At 70.1% G+C, this 21,288-nt stretch carries 22 protein-coding genes; 18 read left to right on the forward strand and 4 right to left on the reverse strand.

Annotation, left to right across the window (positions count from 1 at the left end):
• The first annotated feature begins 28 nt into the window (after window positions 1-28).
• From G5C60_RS02285 to G5C60_RS02325, 9 genes are all read left to right on the forward strand, one after another.
• Window positions 29-1,075, forward strand: a complete 1,047-nt coding sequence (locus tag G5C60_RS02285; RefSeq protein ID WP_277610999.1) for a sugar kinase — start codon at window positions 29-31, stop codon at window positions 1,073-1,075.
• Between the two features lie 166 nt (window positions 1,076-1,241).
• Window positions 1,242-2,555, forward strand: a complete 1,314-nt coding sequence (locus G5C60_RS02290) for an MSMEG_0569 family flavin-dependent oxidoreductase (RefSeq protein WP_165254450.1) — start codon at window positions 1,242-1,244, stop codon at window positions 2,553-2,555.
• A 15-nt stretch (window positions 2,556-2,570) separates the two neighbouring features.
• Window positions 2,571-3,386 (forward strand): amidohydrolase family protein, encoded by an 816-nt coding sequence (locus G5C60_RS02295; protein ID WP_206439007.1) that lies wholly within the window; start codon window positions 2,571-2,573, stop codon window positions 3,384-3,386.
• Window positions 3,387-3,435: 49 nt separating this feature from the next.
• Complete coding sequence (locus G5C60_RS02300) at window positions 3,436-3,963, forward strand: MSMEG_0572/Sll0783 family nitrogen starvation response protein (RefSeq protein ID WP_165254451.1); 528 nt, start codon at window positions 3,436-3,438, stop codon at window positions 3,961-3,963.
• Window positions 3,964-3,974: 11 nt separating this feature from the next.
• Complete coding sequence (locus tag G5C60_RS02305) at window positions 3,975-5,057, forward strand: MSMEG_0568 family radical SAM protein (RefSeq protein WP_338145656.1); 1,083 nt, start codon at window positions 3,975-3,977, stop codon at window positions 5,055-5,057.
• Window positions 5,027-6,574, forward strand: a complete 1,548-nt coding sequence (locus G5C60_RS02310; protein ID WP_338145657.1) for an MSMEG_0567/sll0787 family protein — start codon at window positions 5,027-5,029, stop codon at window positions 6,572-6,574. Before G5C60_RS02305 ends, G5C60_RS02310 begins: the two co-directional genes overlap by 31 nt.
• Window positions 6,571-7,422, forward strand: coding sequence for a carbon-nitrogen hydrolase family protein (locus tag G5C60_RS02315; protein WP_165254452.1), 852 nt, complete (start codon window positions 6,571-6,573; stop codon window positions 7,420-7,422). Before G5C60_RS02310 ends, G5C60_RS02315 begins: the two co-directional genes overlap by 4 nt.
• Complete coding sequence (locus G5C60_RS02320) at window positions 7,419-8,255, forward strand: carbon-nitrogen hydrolase family protein (protein ID WP_165254453.1); 837 nt, start codon at window positions 7,419-7,421, stop codon at window positions 8,253-8,255. Before G5C60_RS02315 ends, G5C60_RS02320 begins: the two co-directional genes overlap by 4 nt.
• Entirely contained in the window at window positions 8,252-9,349 is a 1,098-nt protein-coding gene (locus G5C60_RS02325) for an MSMEG_0565 family glycosyltransferase (protein WP_338145658.1), read from the forward strand. Before G5C60_RS02320 ends, G5C60_RS02325 begins: the two co-directional genes overlap by 4 nt.
• 23 nt (window positions 9,350-9,372) lie before the next feature.
• Here G5C60_RS02325 and G5C60_RS02330 read toward each other — a convergent pair whose 3' ends face one another.
• Both G5C60_RS02330 and G5C60_RS02335 read right to left on the reverse strand, forming a co-directional pair.
• Window positions 9,373-9,903 (reverse strand): SgcJ/EcaC family oxidoreductase, encoded by a 531-nt coding sequence (locus G5C60_RS02330; protein ID WP_420907332.1) that lies wholly within the window; start codon window positions 9,901-9,903, stop codon window positions 9,373-9,375.
• Between the two features lie 169 nt (window positions 9,904-10,072).
• On the reverse strand, window positions 10,073-10,525 hold the full coding sequence (locus G5C60_RS02335) for a MarR family winged helix-turn-helix transcriptional regulator (protein ID WP_165254454.1): 453 nt from the start codon (window positions 10,523-10,525) through the stop codon (window positions 10,073-10,075).
• 150 nt (window positions 10,526-10,675) lie between these two features.
• On the opposite strand from G5C60_RS02335, the gene G5C60_RS02340 reads away from it, so the two are divergent.
• From G5C60_RS02340 to G5C60_RS02370, 7 genes are all read left to right on the forward strand, one after another.
• Window positions 10,676-11,797 (forward strand): substrate-binding domain-containing protein, encoded by a 1,122-nt coding sequence (locus G5C60_RS02340; protein ID WP_165254455.1) that lies wholly within the window; start codon window positions 10,676-10,678, stop codon window positions 11,795-11,797.
• 270 nt (window positions 11,798-12,067) lie between these two features.
• Window positions 12,068-13,288, forward strand: coding sequence for an urea ABC transporter substrate-binding protein (gene urtA, locus G5C60_RS02345; protein WP_165254456.1), 1,221 nt, complete (start codon window positions 12,068-12,070; stop codon window positions 13,286-13,288).
• A 136-nt stretch (window positions 13,289-13,424) separates the two neighbouring features.
• Window positions 13,425-14,321: an urea ABC transporter permease subunit UrtB gene (gene urtB, locus G5C60_RS02350; protein ID WP_165254457.1), complete on the forward strand. Its 897-nt coding sequence runs from the start codon at window positions 13,425-13,427 to the stop codon at window positions 14,319-14,321.
• The gene (urtC, locus tag G5C60_RS02355) at window positions 14,318-15,445 is read left to right on the forward strand and encodes an urea ABC transporter permease subunit UrtC (RefSeq protein WP_165254458.1); all 1,128 of its coding nucleotides are present in this window, start codon (window positions 14,318-14,320) and stop codon (window positions 15,443-15,445) included. The genes urtB and urtC overlap by 4 nt, the downstream gene beginning before the upstream one ends.
• On the forward strand, window positions 15,442-16,230 hold the full coding sequence (gene urtD / locus G5C60_RS02360; protein WP_165254459.1) for an urea ABC transporter ATP-binding protein UrtD: 789 nt from the start codon (window positions 15,442-15,444) through the stop codon (window positions 16,228-16,230). Before urtC ends, urtD begins: the two co-directional genes overlap by 4 nt.
• Window positions 16,230-16,922: an urea ABC transporter ATP-binding subunit UrtE gene (gene urtE, locus G5C60_RS02365; protein WP_165254460.1), complete on the forward strand. Its 693-nt coding sequence runs from the start codon at window positions 16,230-16,232 to the stop codon at window positions 16,920-16,922. The genes urtD and urtE overlap by 1 nt, the downstream gene beginning before the upstream one ends.
• 111 nt (window positions 16,923-17,033) lie before the next feature.
• Entirely contained in the window at window positions 17,034-18,098 is a 1,065-nt protein-coding gene (locus G5C60_RS02370) for an acyl-CoA dehydrogenase family protein (RefSeq protein WP_165254461.1), read from the forward strand.
• Here the strand turns inward: G5C60_RS02370 and G5C60_RS02375 are convergent.
• Window positions 18,082-18,498 (reverse strand): hydrolase, encoded by a 417-nt coding sequence (locus G5C60_RS02375; protein WP_165254462.1) that lies wholly within the window; start codon window positions 18,496-18,498, stop codon window positions 18,082-18,084. The two genes, G5C60_RS02370 and G5C60_RS02375, sit on opposite strands and share 17 nt — an antisense overlap.
• Before the next feature lie 151 nt (window positions 18,499-18,649).
• Between G5C60_RS02375 and G5C60_RS02380 the strand changes: the two genes are divergently transcribed.
• Window positions 18,650-19,099, forward strand: coding sequence for an SPW repeat protein (locus G5C60_RS02380; RefSeq protein WP_165254463.1), 450 nt, complete (start codon window positions 18,650-18,652; stop codon window positions 19,097-19,099).
• Between the two features lie 79 nt (window positions 19,100-19,178).
• Here G5C60_RS02380 and G5C60_RS02385 read toward each other — a convergent pair whose 3' ends face one another.
• On the reverse strand, window positions 19,179-19,946 hold the full coding sequence (locus G5C60_RS02385; RefSeq protein ID WP_165254507.1) for an ArsR/SmtB family transcription factor: 768 nt from the start codon (window positions 19,944-19,946) through the stop codon (window positions 19,179-19,181).
• Between the two features lie 87 nt (window positions 19,947-20,033).
• On the opposite strand from G5C60_RS02385, the gene G5C60_RS02390 reads away from it, so the two are divergent.
• On the forward strand, window positions 20,034-21,275 hold the full coding sequence (locus G5C60_RS02390) for an aminoglycoside phosphotransferase family protein (protein WP_338145659.1): 1,242 nt from the start codon (window positions 20,034-20,036) through the stop codon (window positions 21,273-21,275).
• Window positions 21,276-21,288 lie beyond the last annotated feature (13 nt).

Consider the following 21,288-nt stretch of genomic DNA (forward strand, 5'->3'; position numbering starts at 1 on the left):
GCCCCCTTCCCGTGGAACCAGGTACCTCATGCCTCCCACCAATCCCGGCCCCTCTGTGCCGAGCCCGTCGGTCGTATGCGTCGGAGAGTCGATGGCGGTGCTTGTCGCCGACGGCCCCGGCCCGCTGCGCAGCGACTCGGCTCTGCGCCTCACCTTCGGTGGCGCCGAATCCAACACAGCGATGACGCTCGCCACGCTGGGCCACTCCACCGCGTGGATCAGTCGCGTCGGGGCGGACGACCTCGGCCGCTCACTCACAGCTGTGGTCCGCTCCGGCGGCGTCGACACCTCCGCCGTCGTCACCGACCCCCGTCGGCCCACCGGCCTCTACCTCAGACAGCCTGGAGGGCCCGGCGGGCACAGCCGATCGAGCTACTACCGGCGCGGCTCGGCCGCCTCCGCTCTCGGCCCCGACCTGCTGCGCGATCCCCGCGCCCGACGCCTGCTCGCCGGCGCCGAAATCGTCCACCTCACCGGCATCACGGCAGCGCTGTCCGACAGTTGCCTCGCCCTGCTGCGCAACCTGCTCGCCCGCCCCCGCCGCTACCGCGTCTCCTTCGATCTCAACTGGCGACCCGCCCTGTGGCAGGACCGGGATCCCTCCGTACTGCGCCACCTGCTCGACGAGGCGGACCTGGTCCTCATGGGCGCCGACGAAGCGGCTCTCGCTCTCGGCACCGGCGAACCCGGCGAGCTGCGCGCGCTGCTGCCGTCGCCCGGCACCCTGATCGTGAAGGACGCCGAGCATCACGCCACCGCCGTCGAACGTGACGGGACCTCCACGACCGAGCCCTCGCTGCACGTCGACGTCGTGGAACCGACGGGTGCGGGCGATGCGTTCGCCGCCGGTTGTCTGGCCGGGGTCCTGCGTGGCCTCGACGCCCGCCGCCGCCTCCGCCTCGGCCACCTCGCCGCCGCGGCCGCCCTCAGCACCCCGGACGACTTCGGCACCCCGCCACCACCGCCGGCCGTCGCCACCCTCCTGCACTCATCCCCCGAGGACTGGGCTGCCACCACCGTGACCGCCGCGGGCATCGGTACGTCCACGCGCGCCGCTGATCAGTGCGGGCGGTAGGGCCGGGCGGGACGGCCGTGCGGGACGAGCGGCGAGCGCACCGTGAGGTTTAAGTAACTCCCCTTTGTTCCGGATGACTTGGTTCAGTAACGCGTGCTGGCTGAAGTGATCCCCACAAGCGTCGGCGAGGCCTCGAAGGCCTCGGCGCCCACGCATGGAGGACTTCATGCCTGAGCTCTCTTTCGCCGGAGCCCACTACCCGGTGGCGGTGATCGGCGGCGGCCAGGCCGGACTCTCGGTCAGCTACCACCTCCGCCAGCGCGGCATCGAGCACATCGTCGTCGAGGCGCACCGCGTCGGCCACGAGTGGCGCGAGCGCCGCTGGGACTCCTTCTGCCTGGTGACGCCCAACTGGCAGTGCAGGCTGCCCGGTCATCCCTACCAGGGTCCCGACCCGGACGGGTTCATGGCCCGCGACGAGATCGTGCGGTACCTGGAGGACTACGTGGCCTCCTTCCAGCCGCCGCTGGCCGAGGGTGTAGCCGTCACGAGGCTGCGCCGAGCCGCGGGCGGTCCGTTCGAACTCTCCACGACCGCAGGGAAGTTCACCGCCGACCAGGTGGTCGTGGCCACCGGTCCGTACCACACGCCGTCCGTCCCTCGTATGGCCGAGCGGCTGCCCGCCGGCATCGAGCAGGTCCACTCCTCCCGCTACCGCAACCCGGAGCAACTCCCCGAGGGCGCCGTCCTCGTGGTCGGCACCGGCCAGTCCGGCTGCCAGATCGCCGAGGACCTGCACCTCGCCGGGCGGCAGGTCCACCTCGCGGTCGGCAGCGCACCCCGCGTGGCCCGCTTCTACCGGGGACGTGACTGTGTCGCCTGGCTGGACGACATGGGGCACTACGCCAAGACCATCGACGCGTTCGACGACGCCGAATCCGTACGCATGCGCGCCAATCACTACGTCACGGGACGCGACGGCGGCCGCGACATCGACCTGCGGTCCTTCGCCCGGGACGGAATGCGGCTGTACGGGAGGCTGACCGGAATCGGCGGTACGACGCTGGAGTTCGCGGACGACCTCAAGGTCAACCTGGACCGCGCGGACGCCGTCGCCGAGAGCATCAAGGACGCCATCGACCTGTACATCACGGCGCACCGCGTCCAGGCGCCGGACGAGGCACGCTACGTACCGGTCTGGGAGCCGTCCGAACAGCCCGCCGAACTCGACTTGGCGGATGCGGGCATCGGCTCCGTCGTCTGGTCGACCGGCTTCACCCGCGACCACCGCTGGATCGAGATACCCGCCTTCGACGGCCGCGGCTACCCGATGCACTGGCGCGGCGCCACCAGCACACCCGGCCTGTACTTCCTGGGCCTGCCCTGGCAGCACTCGTGGGGCTCCGGACGCTTCGAAGCGGTGGGCAGGGACGCGGAGTTCCTCGCCGGTCACATCGACGCGTCCCGTCGCATGGCCGATGTCTGCGGCACCCTCACCGGCGCGCCCAGCGATCTCGCCTCCGCCCTCCCGGTCGGCTGAAAGGGCGTCAGAATCATGGTCCACGACGCACATCGCCACATCGGCGTCCTGCCCGCGTACCCCTTCTACGGCGGCCCGCCCGTCAACCCCGACGTCACTGCCCGCGCCACGGTCAAGCAGCTCATCGCCGATCTGGACGCCGAGGGCACCGAACGCGCCCTGGTCATCCCCAACTACGGCGTCCCCGACCCCGACATCGCCTTCTCCTTCAACGAGTTGGCCATCGAGGCCGCCCAGAGCGACGACCGCGTCCGGGCGGGCCTGTGGGTCTCCCCCAGGCCCGAGGACGAGCACCGCACCGCCCGCGCCCTGGCACTGGCCCGCGAGGACGGCGTACGCGCCCTCAAGCTCAGCTTCCTGCTGGGCGGTCGCCCGACCGACCCGGCCTGCCGTCCCCTTCTTGACCGGATCTTCCACGAGGCCGAACGGCTCGGCCTTGTCGTCCACGTCCACACCTCTCCCGGCGCCGCCTCCGACATCGACGAGGTGGGCCACCTGGTCGACTGGTACGCCGACCGGGTCCCCGTCCATCTCGTGCATTTCGGCGGCGGGATGAGCGGCCACATCAAGCTCGTCGGCTCGCGGTTCTTCGACTGGATCGAGTCCGGCAAGCGTGTCTACACCGACCTCTCCTGGGCCATCGGTTTCGCCCCGTACTGGCTGGCCCGGGAGATCGAGCGCCGCGGCATCGGCCACGACCGGGTGCTCTTCGCCAGCGATCAGCCGTGGGGCGACTTCACGGGCGAGTACGCCCGGATGACCGCCGCGGCCGGCGGCGGCGAACTCGGCGAACTCGTCTTCCGGGACACCTTCGCCGCGCTCTACGACTGACCGACCCGACCCCCCTTCCCGTACTTCCCGTATGTATAAGGAGACACCCGTGTCCGAAGCCGTCACCGCCGAACTCACCGACGTCGAGCAGAAGTCCCTCAACGAGATCCCGCACCCCTCCCTGTCCGATGGCTCCAGCATCTACGGCTCCACCAAGGTCTTCCCCGACTACCAGGCCGAGGACGGCGAGACCTACTTCACGCTCGTCCACGGCATCGCCCACGAGTCCTCGGTCTCCTTCGTCGCCGTGCTCCAGGCCACCCGGGCCCTGCGCAAAGGCTTCGAGACCGCCATCTACTTCTACGGCCCCGGCTCGCTGAACTGCCTGGCCACCCGCGGCTTCCCGACGGTCGGCAATTCCGCCTTCCCCGGCGAGCACAACATCAACAACCAGCTCAAGACGTTCATCGCCGAGGGCGGCAAGGTCTACTGCTGCCGGTTCGGCCTGTCCCTGCACGGCGCTCGCGAGGAGGACCTGATCGAGGGCGTCATCCCGACCCACCCGCTGGACGTCCAGGACGCGCTGATCCACTACGCGCGCAAGGGCGCCATCATCAACTCCACCTACCAGCTGTAAGGGGGTACGCCGTGAGCGTTGGCACCAACTCGCCGGTGGACGTGCGGATCACGACCCGTGCCGAACTCGCCCTGCGGGGAGTCCGGTCGGCGGCTCCCGTGCGGCGGCCGGACGGCGCGGGCCCGAGCGACGACGGTCACGTCCTCGTCGACGGTGCCAACGCCGCGCTGCCCACCAACCCCGACAGCCCCTACTCGGTACGCGACGGCAAGGTGTGGCTCGGCGACGAGGACACCGGTCTCTCCTTCAGCCCTGTACAGCGGCCGAGGTTCTACGACCTGACCACGGCCGACGGCATCCCGTACGAGCACATCGCCCGCCTCCACGGCGCCGACGTCCTCGCCACCACCGTCGTGCAGACCTGCATCCGGTACGCCGAGTCCGACCGCTGCCGCTTCTGCACCATCGAGGAGTCCCTGCGCTCCGGCGCAACCGTCGCCGCCAAGACGCCCGCGCAGCTCGCCGAAGTCGCCGAAGCGGCCGTGCGGTTGGACGGCGTGCGGCAGATGGTGATGACCACGGGGACGACCACAGGACCGGACCGGGGTGCCCGCAATCTCGTACGGTCCGTGCGTGCCGTTCTCGAGGCGGTTCCGGACCTGCCGGTCCAGGTGCAGTGCGAACCGCCCGGCGACCTGGCCTGGATCCGCGCGCTGCACGACGCGGGCGCCACAGCGATCGGGATTCATGTCGAGGCCCTCGACGACGAGGTGCGCCGCCGCTGGATGCCCGGCAAGTCCACCGTCCCGATGGCCGAGTACGAGGCCGCGTGGGACGAGGCGGTACGCGTCTTCGGGACCAACCGGGTCTCCACGTACCTCCTGGTCGGTCTCGGCGAGGATCCCGACGAACTCGTCGCGGGTGCGGGGAAGTTGATCGACCGGGGTGTCTATCCGTTCGTCGTTCCCTTCCGCCCGATGAGCGGCACCCTCGCCGCCCGTGAGGGGATCAAGGCCCCGAGCACGGAACTGCTCCGGTACGTCACGGAAGGCGTGGCGGCGAAGCTGCGCGGGGCCGGGATGAGTGGCGCCGACCAGCAGGCGGGTTGCGCGGCCTGCGGGGCGTGCAGCGTGCTCAAGGCGGCGGGCGGGTGAACGGCCCCGTGCACCCCGGCATATCGCTCGACGGGTCCACCACGACGCCGGAGGCGCCGGACCGGCCCGCGGACATCCTGGCGCTTCTGGGCGACCGCAGCACCCTGGCACGCCGTCCCGCCTTCGTCATCGAACAGGCCGATGGCGAACGGGAGTTGGCGGCCTATCGGCGCTTGCGCCGTGACGCCTTCGTCCACGAGCAGGGCCTGTTCACGGGCCACGACCTCGACGACCGTGACGACGACCCGCGCACGCTCGTCCTGGTAGCCAGGGACGACTCCGGAACCGTCGTCGGCGGAGTACGGCTCGGTCCGGTCGACGGCGGACCGGACATCGGCTGGTGGGCGGGCGGACGCCTCGTCGTGGCCCCGGGCGCCCGCGGCCCGCAGGGCATCGGCGCGGCGCTCGTCCGGGCCGCCTGCGCCCGGGCCGAGGCCGAGGGTGTCCTGCGCTTCGACGCGACGGTGCAGGCGCGCAACAGGCCACTGTTCCGGCGACTGGGCTGGCAGGAGGTACGGGTGATCTCCGTCGCGGACACGCCACACGTGCTGATGCGGTGGCCGATCGGCCGGATCGCGGCGCTCGCGGCGACCACCAAGTCCGCGCTGGGGCCCCTGCTCGCGGCCCTTCCCGGAACGACGGCGCGCGTCTCCACGCGCGGGACCCCCGGCGGGGCGGCGCGGGCGGTTCTCGGCGGCACCGGCTTCGTCGGCGACGACGGTGCCCCCGTCCCCGGCACGGACGTCATCGCCGCGTGCGACGCGATCGTGCCGTCGATGGCCGAGCGCGACCCGGAATGGGCGGGCTGGTGCGCGGTCCTCGTCAACCTCAACGACCTTGCGGCGATGGGTGCTTCACCCGTCGGGCTGCTCGACGCGGTGGGCGCGAGGGACGCCGCGCACACCGCCCGGATCCTCGCCGGACTCGGGCGGGCGGCGGAGGCGTACGGCGTGCCGGTCCTCGGCGGCCACACCCAGCTCGGCGTGCCCGCCGCACTGTCCGTGACAGCGCTCGGCCGCACCCGGCATCCGGTGCCGGGTGGCGGCGGACGTCCCGGGCACGCGGTCCGGCTCACGGCCGACCTCGGCGGCACTTGGCGCCCCGGCTACGGAGGCCGTCAATGGGACTCGTCCAGCCACCGTCGTACGGACGAACTGCGCATGATGCTCGGCGCGGTGGCCGCCGCCCGGCCCGCCGCCGCCAAGGACGTGTCGATGGCCGGGATCGCCGGAACCCTGGGCATGCTCGCCGAGGCGAGCGGCTGCGGCGCCGTGCTCGATGTGGCCGCCGTGCCCCGTCCGCGGACGGCGACGACGGGCGACTGGCTCACCTGCTTCCCCGGCTTCGCCATGCTCACCGCCGACGCACCGGACGCGCCACCGTTGCCCGCCGGGCCCGCCACCGCCGCCGTGTGCGGGGAGCTGACCGAGGGACAAGGCGTCGGGCTGCGCTGGCCCGACGGAGAGATCACCGAAGCGATCACCGGTTCGGTGACGGGAATGGGGACCGCAGCATGAGCACCCTTCGTATGGCGGCCGTCGCCGCCGAGTTCGGCCGCGATCTCGAAGAGGACTTCGCCGTCGTCGAGCGTCTGATCAAGGCGGCGCGGGCGGAGGACGTACGGCTCCTCGCGCTGCCGGAGGCGTGCCTGGGCGGCTATCTGCTGAGTCTCGACAACGACACGGAACTCGACGAAGGCCCGCCCGCCCTCGCCCTCGACGGGCCGGAGATACGGCGACTGGCCGCGCTGGCCGGCGAGATGACCGTGATCGCGGGCTACTGCGAGGCCGCTGCGGACGGACGGCGCTACAACAGCGTCGTATGCGTCAACGGCGACGGCGTGCTCGGCAACCACCGCAAGGTCCACCAGCCGCTCAGCGAGGACGCGAGCTACGCCTCCGGCGACCGTTTCCACGCCTTCGCGACGCCGGTCGGCCGGATCGGCATGATGATCTGCTACGACAAGGCGTTCCCGGAATCGGCCAGGGCGCTCGCGCTGGACGGCGCGGAGATCGGCGTCTGCGTCTCGGCGTGGCCGGGGGCACGCACCCACGCCGTCGCCGACCTCAACGAGGACCGCTGGAAGCGCCGCTTCGACCTCCACGACCGGTCCCGGGCGCTGGAGAACCAGTTCGTCTGGGTCTCCGCCAACCAGGCGGGTACCTTCGGGTCGCTACGCTTCGTCGGCAGCGCCAAGGTCGTCGACCCCGGTGGCGAGATCCTCGCCGACACGGGCGTGACGGCCGGCCTGGCGATCGCCGAACTCGACGTCGTACAGGCCCTGGAGACCGCCCGCCGGTCGATGGGGCATCTGCGCGACCGGCGCCCAGAGACCTATACGCCCGCAGGAGCTGTCAGCGCATGAGCACGATCAGGATCGCGGCCGCGGCCGCCCACTTCGGCCGTGACCTGGAGTTCGATCTCGCCCGTATCGCCAAGCTCATCGACGACGCACGGAGTTCGGGCGCCGGTCTGCTCGTCCTGCCGGACGCCGCACTCGGCGGCTACCTCGCCGACCTGCGCCACCCCGATCCCGAGGCACTGCCCCCGGCCCTCAAGCCGGACGACCCGCTGATCCTCCAAGTCGCCCGCCTGGCCGCCGAGATGGTGGTGTGCGTCGGCTACTGCGAGGACGGCGGGACCGAGCGCTACAACGCAGCCGTCTGCGTCAGCGGCGACGGCGTCCTTGGCCGTCACCGCAAGGTGCACCTGCCCGCCGGTGAGGTCGCGGCGTACGCGCCCGGCGCCCGTTTCGACGCCTTCGACACACCGGTCGGCCGCGTCGGCATGCTCATCGACTACGACAAGACGTTCCCGGAGTCCGCCCGCTCCCTGGCGCTGGACGGCGCCGAGATCCTCGCCTGTCTCTCCGCCTGGCCCACCAGCATCACCAACCGCGCCCCGCGTATGGCCCAGGACCGCCAGGCCAAGCTCTTCGACCTGTACGACCAGGCCCGCGCCGCCGAGAACCAGGTCGTTCTCGCCTCTTCCAACCAGACCGGCGCCATGGGCGGAATGCGCTTCCTCGGCCAGTCCAAGGTCGTCGGGCCTGGCGGCGACATTCTCGCCCGCACCTGGGCCAAGGCCGGACTCGCCGTCGCCGAGGTGGACGTCGCCGTCGAGATCGACCGCGCCCGTCGCGTACTGCGCCACCTCGGCGAACGCCGGCCCGCCGCCTACCGGGAGACCCCGTCGTGAAGCCGTTGAGGATCGCCCTGCTCAGCTACTCCACCAAGCCCCGTGGCGGCGTCGTGCACACCCTTGCGCTCGCGGAGGCACTGGCCGCCGCCGGGCAGGACGTCACGGTGTGGTCGCTGGGCCGGGGCGGCGACGCCGGCTTCTTCCGGCCGGTCGACCCGGCCGTACGCGTACGGATCGTGCCGTTCCCCGAGGGCCCGCCGGACGAGACGGTCGGCGAGCGCATCCTGCGCTCCATCGCCACCCTGCGCGCGGCCTTCGACCCGGCTCCGTACGACATCGTGCACGCCCAGGACTGCATCAGCGCCAACGCGGCGGGCCGCTGCGTGCGGACCGTCCATCACCTCGACCACTTCACGACGCCCGAACTGGCCGCCTGCCACGAACGGGCCATCGTCGAGCCGTACGCACACGTCTGCGTATCGCGGTCGGTCGCGGACGAGCTCTCCGTCGGCTGGGGCCTGAAGGCGGAGGTCATCCCCAACGGAGTCGCCTACGAGCGGTTCGCGGCCACCGACCCGGCGGCGCGTGCCGCATGGCGCTCCCGCCTCGGCTCGTACGTCCTCACCGTCGGCGGCATCGAACCCCGCAAGGGCTCGCTCGACCTGCTGGAGGCGTACGCGCTTCTGCGTGCGGAGAAGCCAGGTCTGAGCCTGGTGATCGCGGGCGGCGAGACCCTCTTCGACTACCGCGACTACCGCGCCCGCTGGGAGGAACGGGCAACCGAGCTGGGCGTGGCGCCGTTGGTTCTCGGACCGGTGGCCGAAGAGGATCTGCCGTCTCTGGTGGCCGCGGCGGATGCCTTCGCCTTCCCCTCCACGAAGGAGGGTTTCGGCCTCGCCGCGATGGAGGCGCTGGCCGCGGGCGTCCCGCTCGTCGTGCGCGATCTGCCGGTCCTGCGCGAGGTCTTCGGGCCCGCGGCCCGTTTCGCGGCCACGCCCGAGGACCTGGCCTCGGAGCTGGGCGCGGAGCTGGGCGCGGCCGTCACCGACCGCGCCCTCGCCCGCCGCGCGGCCGGCCGCGCACTCGCCGCCCGCCACACCTGGGAAGCCGCCGCGCAACGCCACCTGGCCTTCTACCGTTCTCTCGGCTGAGCGCACCGGCCCCCGCGTACGGATCAGCTCGCGGGCGGCAGCACCGAGGAGTGGTGGTTGACGATCAGCCACTTGCCGTCGCGCTTCTCGTACTCGTAGGTGTAGCGGGCTTCGAGGGTGCTCTTCTTGCCGGTCTCCGGGTCGGTGATGTGGAACTCGTACAGACCCGCGTCGATCGCCGAGTTGTTGTCGAGGATCTCGATGACCGATCTGAGCTTTTCGCCCTTGGGCTTCTTCAGCAGGAAGTGGTCGAAGTAGTCGACGATCTCGTCATGGTCGGTGCGGATCTTCGGCGAAGCGGTCGGCAGGAGCACCGCGTCCGGGGCGTACCGGGCGGCGACCTTCTCGGCGTCGCCGGTCTGCAGAGCCGCGTTCCACTGGTCGAAGAGGGCGGCGATCTGCTCCTTGCTGGGCTTGGCCGCGGGCTTGTGCCGGGCGCTCGGCTTGTCGTGTTCGGGTGAGGCGGCGCTGATGCCCACGGTGACGGTGCCGGCCACGACCAGTGCCGCAAGGGTGGCGACTGCTGCGCGCGTGCGTATCTGAGGCTTCATCATGACTCCTGATTCTTGGAACCGCTCCCACCAGGGGATGGGAACGGTTTGCAGCCTTGTCGATCACTGGTAAAGGACGAGGCAACACCGGTCCTGCACATGGGCAAGGGCCGGCCAAATCACGAACGGTGATCATGCGGGCACACGGAAAGCCCGGTCCGAGCCGCACGGCTCACGCGGGCCGCGGCTCCGTCTCCGCCGCCGCGTCGAGCGTGGCCACCAGCCGACGGAGCAGCGCACCCAGCAACTCGTCGTCACCGTCGCTCAGTGCGGGCCACCGGTCGTGGACCGCGCGGTCGACGCGTCGCCAGTACGTCTCGCCGCGGGGTGTGAGGTGGGCGAGGATGCGGCGTCGGTCGAGGGGGTCGACGCGCCGGTAGACGAGGTTCTGGTCGACGAGCTGGTCGACCAGCTTGGTGAGCGTCGGCGGCGGCAGGAAGGCCGCTTCGGCGACCGCCGTCATGGGGTGGCCTTCGCCGTCGGAGAGCAGGGAGAGGACACGCCAGGCGTCGAGTGAGCAGCCGTGCTCCTCGAGGACCTCCTGAAGCCGGCGCGCAGCCAGCCGCTCGGCCCGCGTCAAGAGGTGCGTGAGGTCCTGAGACCGACGCGGAGATGGGGTCGGCATCCTTCTCCTCACTCCCGGGGGCTACGACATCGTACAAGTCCCCTTCCCGAGTCCCATTCCACAGAAGGATCTGCCCGCCTGCTGCCGCCCGCTCGGACCGCACCACGAGACAGGGTGGAGTTCACCGGTCGTACCCGGAATCATGACCTCATGTTCCGGCTCGACGACCCCCATCCGCTCGACTGGTTCACCGGCGCCGCCGACGAGTCGGTCATCAGCGTGGCGCTGGTGTTTCCCATGCAGGGCGCCGCGGGCATCTTCGGGCCCACGTGCGAACTGTGCGCGCAGCTCGCCGCCGAAGAGGTCAACCGCTCGGGCGGCGTGCTCGGCAAGGAACTGCGGCTGCTGCCGGTGGACGGCGGCGCCGAGCCGCACCGCATCGCCGAGGAAGTCGAGGCGCTGGTGGATCTCGGCGTCGTGCAGGGCGTCACCGGCTGGCACATCTCCTCCGTACGCCAGGCCCTCGCCCCGCGGATCGCCCACCGGGTGCCGTACGTCTACACGGCGCTGTACGAGGGCGGCGAGCACACCGCGGGCGTGTTCCTGACCAGCGAGACCCCCGACGACCAACTGCGTCCCGCCATGCGCCTGTTGGCCCGGGAACGCGGGGTTCGCCGCTGGTTCGTGGTCGGCAACGACTATGTGTGGCCCCGCCGCACGGCCCGGGCGGCGCACCGTTACGCGCGCGAGTCCGGCGGCGGCATCTGCGGGCAGGCCTATCTCCCGCTCGGCACCCACGACTTCGACGCGGTGCTGCGCCGGATCGAGCGGTCGGATGCGGACTCGGTGCTGATGCTGCTCGTGGGCAGCGACGCGGTCCGCTTCAACCGGGCGTTCGCCGCGTCCGGTCTCGACGAGCGCTGTCTGCGGCTGAGCACGCTCATGGACGAGAACATGCTGATGGCGAGCGGCCCGACAGCCACGACCGGCCTCTACAGCACGGCCGGGTTCTTCGCCTCGCTGGCCAATCAGGACACGCTCGACTTCCACGGGCAGTACGCCGGGCGGTTCGGCGTCGAGGCGCCGGTCCTCGGCAGTCTCGGCGAATCGTGTTACGAAGGCGTGCTGTTGCTGGCGGCGCTCATCGACCGGGCCAGAACCCTGGACGTCTCCGCGATCAGTGCGGCCGCGGACACCGTGTCGTACGAGGGCCCGCGCGGGCTGCTCCACCTGCGCGGCAGTCACGTACGGCAGCGGATCTATCTGGCGCGGGCGGACGGTGTGGACTTCGATGTCGTGGCCCAGCTGGATCTTCACGAATCCCGTCCTTGACATGCCCCCGTCGCCGCGAAGATACTTCCCGCAGGAAGTATCTAGAATGCCTCGGGCGAACTGTGAATTCATGTGTCGAATTCCACCCGGGGCATTTTTTTGTTGCCTGCGAGAGCGCGAAGATACCGCCGGGAAAGTAACGCGAAACGCCTTGGAAACAGGGTGACCTGAGGCTGTGGACCGCACTTCAGGAGGTTGTCCTCCTTCCAGCCCGAGGGGGTTCTTTTGTCCAGCGGTTCCAGCGCTTCCAGTTTTTCCCGACGCAGGGTGATGGCAGGTGCCGCGGCGCTCGCGGCCGTCGTCACCCTCTCCGCGTGCGGCGCCAAGACCGACGCGGGCGGCTCGTCCGACAAGGCGGCCAAGGCGGACACCAGCGGTGACACCGTCAAGGTCGGCCTGCTCAACTCGCTGTCCGGCACGATGGCGATCAGCGAGGTGACCGTGCGCGATTCGCTGAAGCTGGCGATCGACGAGATCAACGCCAAGGGCGGTGTGCTCGGCAAGAAGATCAAGCCGATCAGCGAGGACGGTGCCTCCGACTGGCCCACCTTCGCCGAAAAGGCGAGCAAGCTCATCCGGGAGGACCGGGTCGTGGCCACCTTCGGCTGCTGGACCTCCGCGAGCCGAAAGGCCGTGAAGCCCGTCTTCGAGAAGAACAAGTCCCTGCTGTTCTATCCCGTGCAGTACGAGGGACTTGAGGAGTCCCCGTACATCTTCTATACGGGTGCCACCACCAACCAGCAGATCGTTCCGGCGCTCGACTACCTCAAGAGCCAGGGCAAGAAGTCGATTTACCTCGTCGGCAGCGACTATGTCTTCCCGCGTACCGCCAACAAGATCATCAAGGCGTACGCGAAGGCCAACGGCATGAAGGTGCTCGGCGAGGACTACGCGCCGCTGGGCTCCACGGAGTTCAGCACGATCGCCAACAAGGTGAAGGCCTCGAAGGCCGACGCGGTCTTCAACACCCTCAACGGCGACTCGAACGTGGCCTTCTTCAAGGAGTACAAGTCCGCGGGCCTGACCGCCGCGAGCATGCCGGTGGTCTCGGTGTCGATCGCCGAGGAAGAGGTCAAGTCGATCGGATCGCAGTATCTGGCGGGCCAGTTGACGGCCTGGAACTACTACCAGACGACCGCGGGCGCGGCGAACACCGAGTTCGTGAAGGCGTACAAGGCCAAGTACGGCCAGGACAAGCCGACCAGCGACCCGATGGAGGCCGCGTACACCTCGGTCTACCTGTGGAAGTCGATGGTCGAGAAGGCCAAGTCGTTCGACCCGGAGAAGGTCAAGGCGGCCTCGGACGGCATCACCTTCGACGCTCCTGAGGGCAAGGTCACCGTCGACGGCGCGTCCCAGCACATCTACAAGACCGCCCGGATCGGCAAGATCGGCACGGACGGGCTGATCGAGCAGGTGTGGGACTCCGGCAAGGCGATCAAGCCGGACCCGTATCTGAAGGGCTACTCCTGGGCCTCCGGCCTCTCCTGACCGCCCGTCACGCGGGGCCCTTCGAGCAGTCCCAAGACTTCGAGCAGTCCCAAGACTTCGAGCAGTCCCAAGACTTCGAGGAGTCCGAGAACTTCGAAGAGGGCCCCGCGTCCCGTCGCTTCCCCGGAGCCGCCGTATGACCGTGATCCTCGGTCAGACCTTCACCGGCATCAGCATCGGTGCCGTCCTGCTGCTCATCGCGCTCGGCCTCTCGCTCACCTTCGGCCAGATGAACGTCATCAACATGGCCCACGGCGAGTTCATCATGGCCGGCGCCTACACCACGTACGTCCTCCAGAAGTCCATCACCAGCGCCGGTCTGTCGCTGCTCGTCGCGCTGCCCGTCGCCTTCCTGGTGGCGGGGGCGCTCGGCGCGCTGCTGGAGTGGCTGCTGATCCGTCGCCTGTATCTGCGCCCGCTCGACACGCTGCTGGTCACCTGGGGTGTCTCGCTGATGCTCCAGCAGCTCGCCCGGGACATCTTCGGCGCGCCGAACGTACAGACCCGCGCGCCCGACCTGCTGACCGGGAACATCACGCTCATCGGCGGCGACGATCCGCTCACGGTCGCCAACAGCCGTCTGTTCATCCTGGGGCTGGCGATCGCGGCGGTCGTCGCGCTGTCGCTGACGCTGCGGATGACCTCGCTGGGACGCCGGATCCGCGGTGTCGTGCAGAACCGCGACCTGGCCGAGGTGTCCGGCATCTCCACCGAACGCGTGGACCGGACGGCCTTCTTCATCGGTTCCGGACTGGCCGGAGTCGCGGGCGTCGCGCTGACACTGGTCGGTCCGATCGGTCCCACGATGGGCACCAACATCATCATCGACGCCTTCTTGGTGATCGTGGTCGGCGGCATCGGACAGCTCAAGGGGACGGTCATCGTCGCCTTCGTCCTTGGCGTCCTGCAGTCCGTCCTCGAGTACTCCACCACCGTCAGCGTCGCGAAGGTGCTCGTCCTCGTGGGCATCGTCGCGTTCCTCCAGTGGCGGCCCCAAGGGCTGTACACCCTGCGCACGAGGAGCCTCGTATGACCGACTCACGTACGACCGAGTCTCGTATGCCCCTGCTGCTCAAGGGGCGCTCCGCGAGGGCCTGGGCCGGTTTCGCCGCGGCCGCCGTGGCTCTGTTCGCCCTCGCGCCGCTGGCCCTCTCCGACTTCCGGCTCGGCCTGCTCGCCAAGTACCTGTGCACCGCGATGGTCGCCGTCGGCATCTGCCTCGCCTGGGGCCGCGGCGGACTGCTCACGCTCGGGCAGGGCGTCTTCTTCGGGCTCGGCGGCTACGCCATGGCGATGCACCTGAAGATCGCTGACGCGGGCCCGGGCAATCTCCCCGACTTCATGCAGTTGTACGGCACGGCCACCGAACTCCCGTGGTGGTGGCAGCCGTTCGCCAACCCGCTCTTCGCGCTCGCCGCGACCGTGCTGCTGCCGATGCTGGTCGCCGCGCTGCTCGGTTCGTTCATCTTCCGCCGCCGGGTCAAGGGCGCGTACTTCGCGATCCTCAGCCAGGCGCTCACCGCCGCCTTCGCGATCTGGCTCATCGGCCAGCAGGCCACCACCGGCGGCACCAACGGACTCACCGACATCCAGGGCTTCTTCGGCTACGACCTCAACGACCCGGTCAACCAGCGGATGGTGTACTTCATCATCGCCGCCGCCCTGCTGCTCCTGATCGCCCTCGCCCGGCAGCTCATCCACAGCCGGTACGGCGAACTCCTCGTCGCCGTACGGGACTCGGAGGAGCGGGTGCGCTTCCTCGGCTACAACCCGGCGAACGTCAAGCTCGTCGCGTACGTCGTGGCAGCGGGCATGGCGGGGCTCGCGGGCGCTCTGTTCGTCCCGGCCGTCGGCATCATCTCGCCCGCGATGATCGGGATCGTGCCGTCCATCGAGTTCGTCATCGGCGCGGCGGTCGGTGGCCGCGCGAGCCTGGTCGGCGCGGTCCTCGGCGCGATCGGCGTCGCCTGGGCCAAGACGGCGCTGTCGGAGGAGTTCCCGGGGGCCTGGACGTACTTCCAGGGGCTGCTGTTCATCGTGGCCCTGGCGTTCCTGCCGGGCGGTCTCGCCTCGCTGGTGGGGATGGTTCGGCGGCGCAGGACGTCGCGTGGGAGCGAGGAACCGTCGCCCGCCCTTCCGGTTGGAGAAGCAGCATGAGTGAGCTCTCAGGCCTTCGGATACGGCAACTGCGGGTGTCCTTCGACGGGTTCAAGGCCGTCGACGGCGTGGACCTGGACGTGCAGCCGGGCGATCTGCGCTTCCTGATCGGACCGAACGGCGCAGGAAAGACGACGCTCGTCGACGCCGTCACCGGTCTGGTGAAGGCGGAGGGCTCGGTGCTCTTCGGGGACGAGGAGCTGCTCGGGCGCAGTGTGCACAACATCGCGCGGTCGGGCATCGGCCGTACGTTCCAGACGGCCACGGTCTTCGAGGAGCTGACCGTCCTTCAGAACCTGGACATCGCGGCGGGCGCCGGACGCGGGATGCTGACGATGCTGCGGCGCCGCAAGAGTGTTCCGGATTCCGTCGCGCGGGCGTTGGAGACAGTGGGGCTCGCGGAGCTCGCCGACAGTCCGGCCGGGACGCTCGCGCACGGGCAGAAGCAGTGGCTGGAGATCGGCATGCTGCTCGTGCAGGACGTACGGCTGCTGCTGCTCGACGAGCCGGTGGCCGGGATGAGCCACGACGAACGGCAGGCCACGGGCGAGCTGTTGGAGCGGATCAGCGAGGAGCGGACCGTGGTCGTCATCGAGCACGACATGGACTTCATGCGGTCCTTCGCGCGCAGCGTCAGCGTGCTGCACGCGGGCAAGGTGCTGAGCGAGGGAACGGTGGCCGAGGTGCAGGCGGATCCCAAGGTGCAGGAGGTGTACCTCGGGCACGCCGCCGCCGGGGACGTACTCGACACCGCGGCGGCCCCGGCTGCCGTACAGGAGGCGTGATGCTGGAGATCGACGACGTCCGCGTCGGCTACCACCGCAGCACCGTCCTGCACGGGGTCTCCGTCGAGGTCCCGAAGGACGGCGTGGCCGCCGTGCTCGGGCACAACGGCGCCGGCAAGAGCACCCTGCTGCGGGCGGCCGTCGGACTGCTCACCCCGTCGAGCGGCGCGATCCGCTTCGACGGCGAGGACGTCACGCGCCGCAAGCCGCATGAGCGGGTGGCGCGCGGCATGGCGTACGTGCCGCAGGGCCAGCAGGCCTTCCCGCATCTTACGACCGCCGAGAACCTTCAGCTGGTCGCGGACGGGCGCAAGCGCGGCAAGGCGGCGATCGCCGACGCGCTGGACCTGTTTCCGGCGCTGCGGACGCTGTCGAACCGTAGAGCGGGCCTCCTGTCGGGCGGCCAGCGGCAGCAACTCGCCATTGCCCGGGCCCTGGTGACGGAGCCGCGGCTGCTGCTCCTGGACGAGCCGACCGAGGGCATCCAGCCGTCGGTCGTGGCCGAGATCGAGGAGACGATCCTCGCGCTGGCCGCCCGGGGCGGGCTCTCGGTCCTTCTCGTCGAGCAGCACGTCGGCTTCGCGATGCGGGCGGCGCAGCGGTACTTCGTCCTGGAGGCCGGGCGGGTCACCTCGTCCGGTGAGGGCGGGAAGGAGTCGGAGTCGGCGGTGCGGGAGGCGTTGAGCGTGTGAGCCTCCGCGCTGTGGGCCTCCGCACGGTGGGCCTTGAAGCACGGCCGGGTGACACGTCCGGCATGTTCTCCTTGGCGTACTGTCGGCCCGCACGACACCGGGAGATCTCGCATGAGCACCGCACTCCACCCCCTGGTCGCCCGCGCGCGGCACCTCGCCGAGGAGGTGCTCGCGCCGCGGGCGGAGCACGTCGACCAGCAGGGTGTGCCCACGAGTCACATCGAGGCGATCAAGGAGTCGGGGCTGCTCGGGGCGACCGCGCCGGTGGCGTACGGCGGCTCGGCCGCGCCCGCGGCCGTGGTCCGCGAGACCGCGGAGATCCTGGCCGGGGCGTGCTGCTCCACCTGGTTCGTGCAGACCCAGCACCACACGCCGGTCAAGACCCTCGTCGACGGCGAACTCCCTGTCCGTGAGCGGCTGTTGCGGCCCCTGGCCGACGGCGAGTTGCTCTCCGGGGTCGCCTACTCGCACCTGCGCGCGTTCCCCCGCGTTCCGGTCCGGGTCACGCGCGAGAGCGGCGGGCTGCGCTTCGACGGGCGTGTCGCCTGGTACACGGGCTGGGGTCTCAACGACGTGATGCTGCTCGCGGGCGTGACCGACGAGAACGAGGTGCTGTTCGCCTTCACCGAGGCCCGCGAACGGCCGGGCCTTCGCCCCTCTCCCCCGATGCGCCTCGCCGCGCTGACCGCCGCGCGCACCGTCTCCCTCGAACTGTCGGGCTTGTGGGTGCCCGAGGAAGCTGTCGCGCTGCGGACCTCGTACGAGAAGTGGGCGGCCGTCGACCGGCCCAAGACCACCAACGCCAGTCCGGCCGTCTTCGGTCTCGCGCACGCGGCGCTCCAGATCCTGGAGGAGTCCGGCGACCGCGACGCCAAGGAAACCGGCCGTGCTCTGCGCATCCGCCTCGACAGGGTCCGCCGTGAGGCGTACGCCCTCGCCGACCACTCGGTGCCGCACGAGTACATCGAGGAACGGCTGGCCTACCGGACGCAGGCGTACCACCTGATGCGTGCGGCGACGACCGCGGCCGTGGTCACCGGTGGCGGTCGGTCGATGGCCCTGGGCAACCGGGCCCAGCGGCTGGCGCGCGAAGGGATGTTCCTGCTGGTGCAGGGCCAGACCGCCGAGACGCGGGCAGCACATCTCGCCTCGTTGGCGGTCAGCGCATCCGTTTGAAGCCGAGCAGCGTCTTGTACCGCTCTCGTGCGGCGAACTCCGCCCTGGTCCAGACCGCGGGCCGTCCGACCTCGGCGCACAGGTGAAGGATCCGGTCCTCCCCCACGACGACCCCTATATGCGCGCCCCAGGCCTGGTCGGTGGCGTTGAAGAGGGCGAGGTCCAGCGGCTCGGCGACCGTGACCCGGCGGGTCAGCCGCGTATCGGCCCAGAGGTCGCTCGAGCGCCAGGCGTCGGGTTCCAGGCCGAAGAGTCCGAGCACCGCGTACGCGAACAGCTGGCAGTTGGCGCCGTCGGCGAGGCCCGGTCGCTCGCGCACGGCCGCGGAACCCGGGAACCGCGCACCGGCGTACGGGGTCGCCCACATGTCCGCGGGTATCCGCGCGAGGACGTCGGTCACCGTTGCTTCCTCCCCACCAGTCCCGCCGACCACTGCACATAAAGCCGACCACTACACATAAAGAAGAAATAAGCGCAGAATGAAGATACGCGGCGCTTACCGCAAACCTCACCAGAGCGGTCGGGCCTGCAGAGAACAAAGGAGACGAGTCATGGCCGACGTCTCACGCACCAGAGGTGACATCACCACTCACCCGGACGTAGGCGAAATGCGGGATCGTTACGCCCGCATGCTTGGTGGTCGCGATGTGGCGCTCGTGGACGGACCGGTGTTCCTGCTCGGTCTGTACTGCGCTGCCTCCCCGTGGATTCTCCACTACACGACAAGCCAGCCCCCACTCGTGACGCACAACCTCATCATGGGCATCGCGATAGGCCTGCTGGCACTCGGATTCACCAGAGCCCCGGAGCGGATGTACGGCCTGAGCTGGGCCATGAGCGCCCTGGGCGTATGGCTGATCATCTCGCCGTGGATCGTGGGCGACAGCCCGGACGCGGGCGTCATAGTCAACAACATCATCATCGGCGGTCTCGCCGTGGTGCTGGGGTTCGTCTGCGCGGCCGCATCGGCGAGGACGAAGACCACCACACCGCAGACGTAGCAGGACGTCTGCACGGATGAGGACCGTCGGCCGGTCCGCGCGTTCATGTCGCGGGCCGGCCGACGCATGGGCCCGAGGTTCAGCCGACGGGCACGGTCCAGGGCTCCGCCGGCAGCGGGCTGCCGGTCTCGAGCAGCGACTTCAGATTGGAAAGGACGGCCGGCCAGCCGGAGGCCGCATCGGCGGCATCGGCCTGGTCCATCAGGTCTTCGTGGGTGACGGTGAGCCGGACGATCCCGCCGTGCGGCCGGATGTCGAAGGAGACCTTCGAGTACTTGTCCTCCTGACCCTCGTCCTCGGGCGCGGCCCAGGTGGTGACCAGCCGGGTGGGCCGCTCGCTCTCCACGACGCTGCCGACCACGTCGGCGATGTCCGAGCCGTCCGTACGCCGGTGCTCCCAACGGGAGCCGACCCGCCAGTCCGAGACGTTGCTGTGGCCCCAGTAGGCGGCGGTCAGGTCCGCGTCGGTGAGCGCGTCCCAGACCTTCTCGGGCGTGCTCTCGATATACGTGACGTACACGAATGTCGGCTTGTCGGTCATGGCTTCCTCGGCTCGTCGCTTGACTGCGCTCAGCGCGCGCAGGCGCGGGCGCTCGAACTTGTCGATCCACCGCTCCTGGATCTCGTGGAGCGGTACCGGGTTGAGGTAGTGCAGCTTTTCCCGCCCCCGCCGTACCGTGCTGACCAGGTTGGCCGCCTCCAGAACAGCCAGGTGCTGGGTCACCGACTGCCGGGACATGTCGATGCGCTCGCACAGCTCTCCCAGCGTCTGCCCGTTGTGCTCGTGCAGCCTGTCGAGCAGCCGTCGGCGTGTCCCGTCCGCCAGCGCCTTGAAGACCTGGTCCATCTCCGCATCCCGCTCCGATCGCACACTCAACGTTATGCAGGTAATTACTTGCATGTCAATCGAGGCCGCGGTGCTCACACTGACGCGGTGAGCCGAACTTTCAGTGCGTGGGTGACGTCGGGTGACGAATTCCTCGGTGTCACCGGTTCCTTCCCCGTGGACGTGCCGTGGTGGGCCGAGGTCGAGCCGGTCGTACGGCGGCTGCAACAGGCCCTAGGCGTTCCGGTGCTGGTGTTGCGTCTGCTGTCCGTCGACGACGGGGAAGGCGGACGGGACGGTCATGTCACGTATCACGTGGAGGCGTGGGAACGACCGGTCTCAGGGCTGTCGGGCGAACTGCCGACACGTCCCCGTGAGTTGCATGAAGACGAGGCTCTGCGGGCGCCGTGGGCGCAGGTCGACGGAGTGCGGGAGCTGCTCGCGTGGTCGACGCGCACGCTGGCCGCGGCGGGGTGGCCGGTGACCGGGCCGGTGGAACAGCGCCGCACCTGGAACCTGGCCGGGCTCTTCCGCCTGCCCACCGAGCAAGCTCCGGTGTGGCTCAAGAGCACGCCGCACTTCGCCGCCGACGAGGCGGAGGTCATCGCCGCGTTCGCGCACGTCGATCCAGGCCTGGTCCCAAGGGTCATCGGCTCCGCCCACCGGCGCATCCTCATGGAACACATCCCCGGTGAGGACTGCTGGGACGCCTCCGCCGAGACCGTCTCCGCCGGGGTGGGGCGCTTTGTCGCCGCGCAGGCGGCGCTGGCCGCCCGGCCGGACGCTCGCCCGCCCTCGCTGCCGGACCGCCGTACGCCCGTCCTCGCCGAGCAGATCCGGACGTTGCTCGACGGGCCGGTCGTCGGCGAGCTGACGGCCCAAGAGGTCACCGTCGCACGGGAGTTGGCCGACCGCTGGGCTGAGCTCGACGCGTGCGGTCTGGCGGACACCGTCGTGCACGGTGACTTTCACCCGGGCAACTGGCGCAGTGACGGCGGACCTCCGGTGGTCGTCGACTTCGCCGACGCTTACTGGGGCCATCCCGTCCTGGATGGCCTTCGCCTGTACGACCGCCTTTCCGAAGCCGTCCGGGCCACTGCCGCCCGTGCCTGGACGGACGCCTGGAAGGCGCACGCTCCCGGCAGCGATCCCGCGCGCGCTCTGACCGTCGCCGAGCCGCTCGCCCATCTCGCGTACGCGGTCCGCTATCAGGAGTTCCTGGACGGCATCGAACCTTCTGAGCGGATCTACCACTCGGGAGACCCCGCTTCGGAGATCCGCGAGGCGGTGCGATGCGCCACGACGCCGGATCCGGGCCTCGCGTCCGCGGGACGTTCAGCCGTGCGGTGAACCAACGATCGCC

It is taken from the genome of Streptomyces scabichelini, assembly GCF_011045015.1.
GTDB classification, from domain to species: domain Bacteria; phylum Actinomycetota; class Actinomycetes; order Streptomycetales; family Streptomycetaceae; genus Streptomyces; species Streptomyces scabichelini.

What these genes read in the sequence shown, in the direction of transcription:
- G5C60_RS02285 (WP_277610999.1), top strand. Translation starts at nt 29, where the DNA reads ATGCCTCCCACCAATCCCGGCCCCTCTGTGCCGAGCCCGTCGGTCGTA.
- G5C60_RS02290 (WP_165254450.1), top strand. Translation starts at nt 1,242, where the DNA reads ATGCCTGAGCTCTCTTTCGCCGGAGCCCACTACCCGGTGGCGGTGATC.
- G5C60_RS02295 (WP_206439007.1), top strand. Translation starts at nt 2,571, where the DNA reads ATGGTCCACGACGCACATCGCCACATCGGCGTCCTGCCCGCGTACCCC.
- G5C60_RS02315 (WP_165254452.1), top strand. Translation starts at nt 6,571, where the DNA reads ATGAGCACCCTTCGTATGGCGGCCGTCGCCGCCGAGTTCGGCCGCGAT.
- G5C60_RS02320 (WP_165254453.1), top strand. Translation starts at nt 7,419, where the DNA reads ATGAGCACGATCAGGATCGCGGCCGCGGCCGCCCACTTCGGCCGTGAC.
- G5C60_RS02330 (WP_420907332.1), bottom strand. Translation starts at nt 9,903, where the DNA reads ATGATGAAGCCTCAGATACGCACGCGCGCAGCAGTCGCCACCCTTGCG.
- G5C60_RS02335 (WP_165254454.1), bottom strand. Translation starts at nt 10,525, where the DNA reads ATGCCGACCCCATCTCCGCGTCGGTCTCAGGACCTCACGCACCTCTTG.
- G5C60_RS02340 (WP_165254455.1), top strand. Translation starts at nt 10,676, where the DNA reads ATGTTCCGGCTCGACGACCCCCATCCGCTCGACTGGTTCACCGGCGCC.
- urtA (WP_165254456.1), top strand. Translation starts at nt 12,068, where the DNA reads ATGGCAGGTGCCGCGGCGCTCGCGGCCGTCGTCACCCTCTCCGCGTGC.
- urtB (WP_165254457.1), top strand. Translation starts at nt 13,425, where the DNA reads ATGACCGTGATCCTCGGTCAGACCTTCACCGGCATCAGCATCGGTGCC.
- urtC (WP_165254458.1), top strand. Translation starts at nt 14,318, where the DNA reads ATGACCGACTCACGTACGACCGAGTCTCGTATGCCCCTGCTGCTCAAG.
- urtD (WP_165254459.1), top strand. Translation starts at nt 15,442, where the DNA reads ATGAGTGAGCTCTCAGGCCTTCGGATACGGCAACTGCGGGTGTCCTTC.
- urtE (WP_165254460.1), top strand. Translation starts at nt 16,230, where the DNA reads ATGCTGGAGATCGACGACGTCCGCGTCGGCTACCACCGCAGCACCGTC.
- G5C60_RS02370 (WP_165254461.1), top strand. Translation starts at nt 17,034, where the DNA reads ATGAGCACCGCACTCCACCCCCTGGTCGCCCGCGCGCGGCACCTCGCC.
- G5C60_RS02380 (WP_165254463.1), top strand. Translation starts at nt 18,650, where the DNA reads ATGGCCGACGTCTCACGCACCAGAGGTGACATCACCACTCACCCGGAC.
- G5C60_RS02385 (WP_165254507.1), bottom strand. Translation starts at nt 19,946, where the DNA reads ATGGACCAGGTCTTCAAGGCGCTGGCGGACGGGACACGCCGACGGCTG.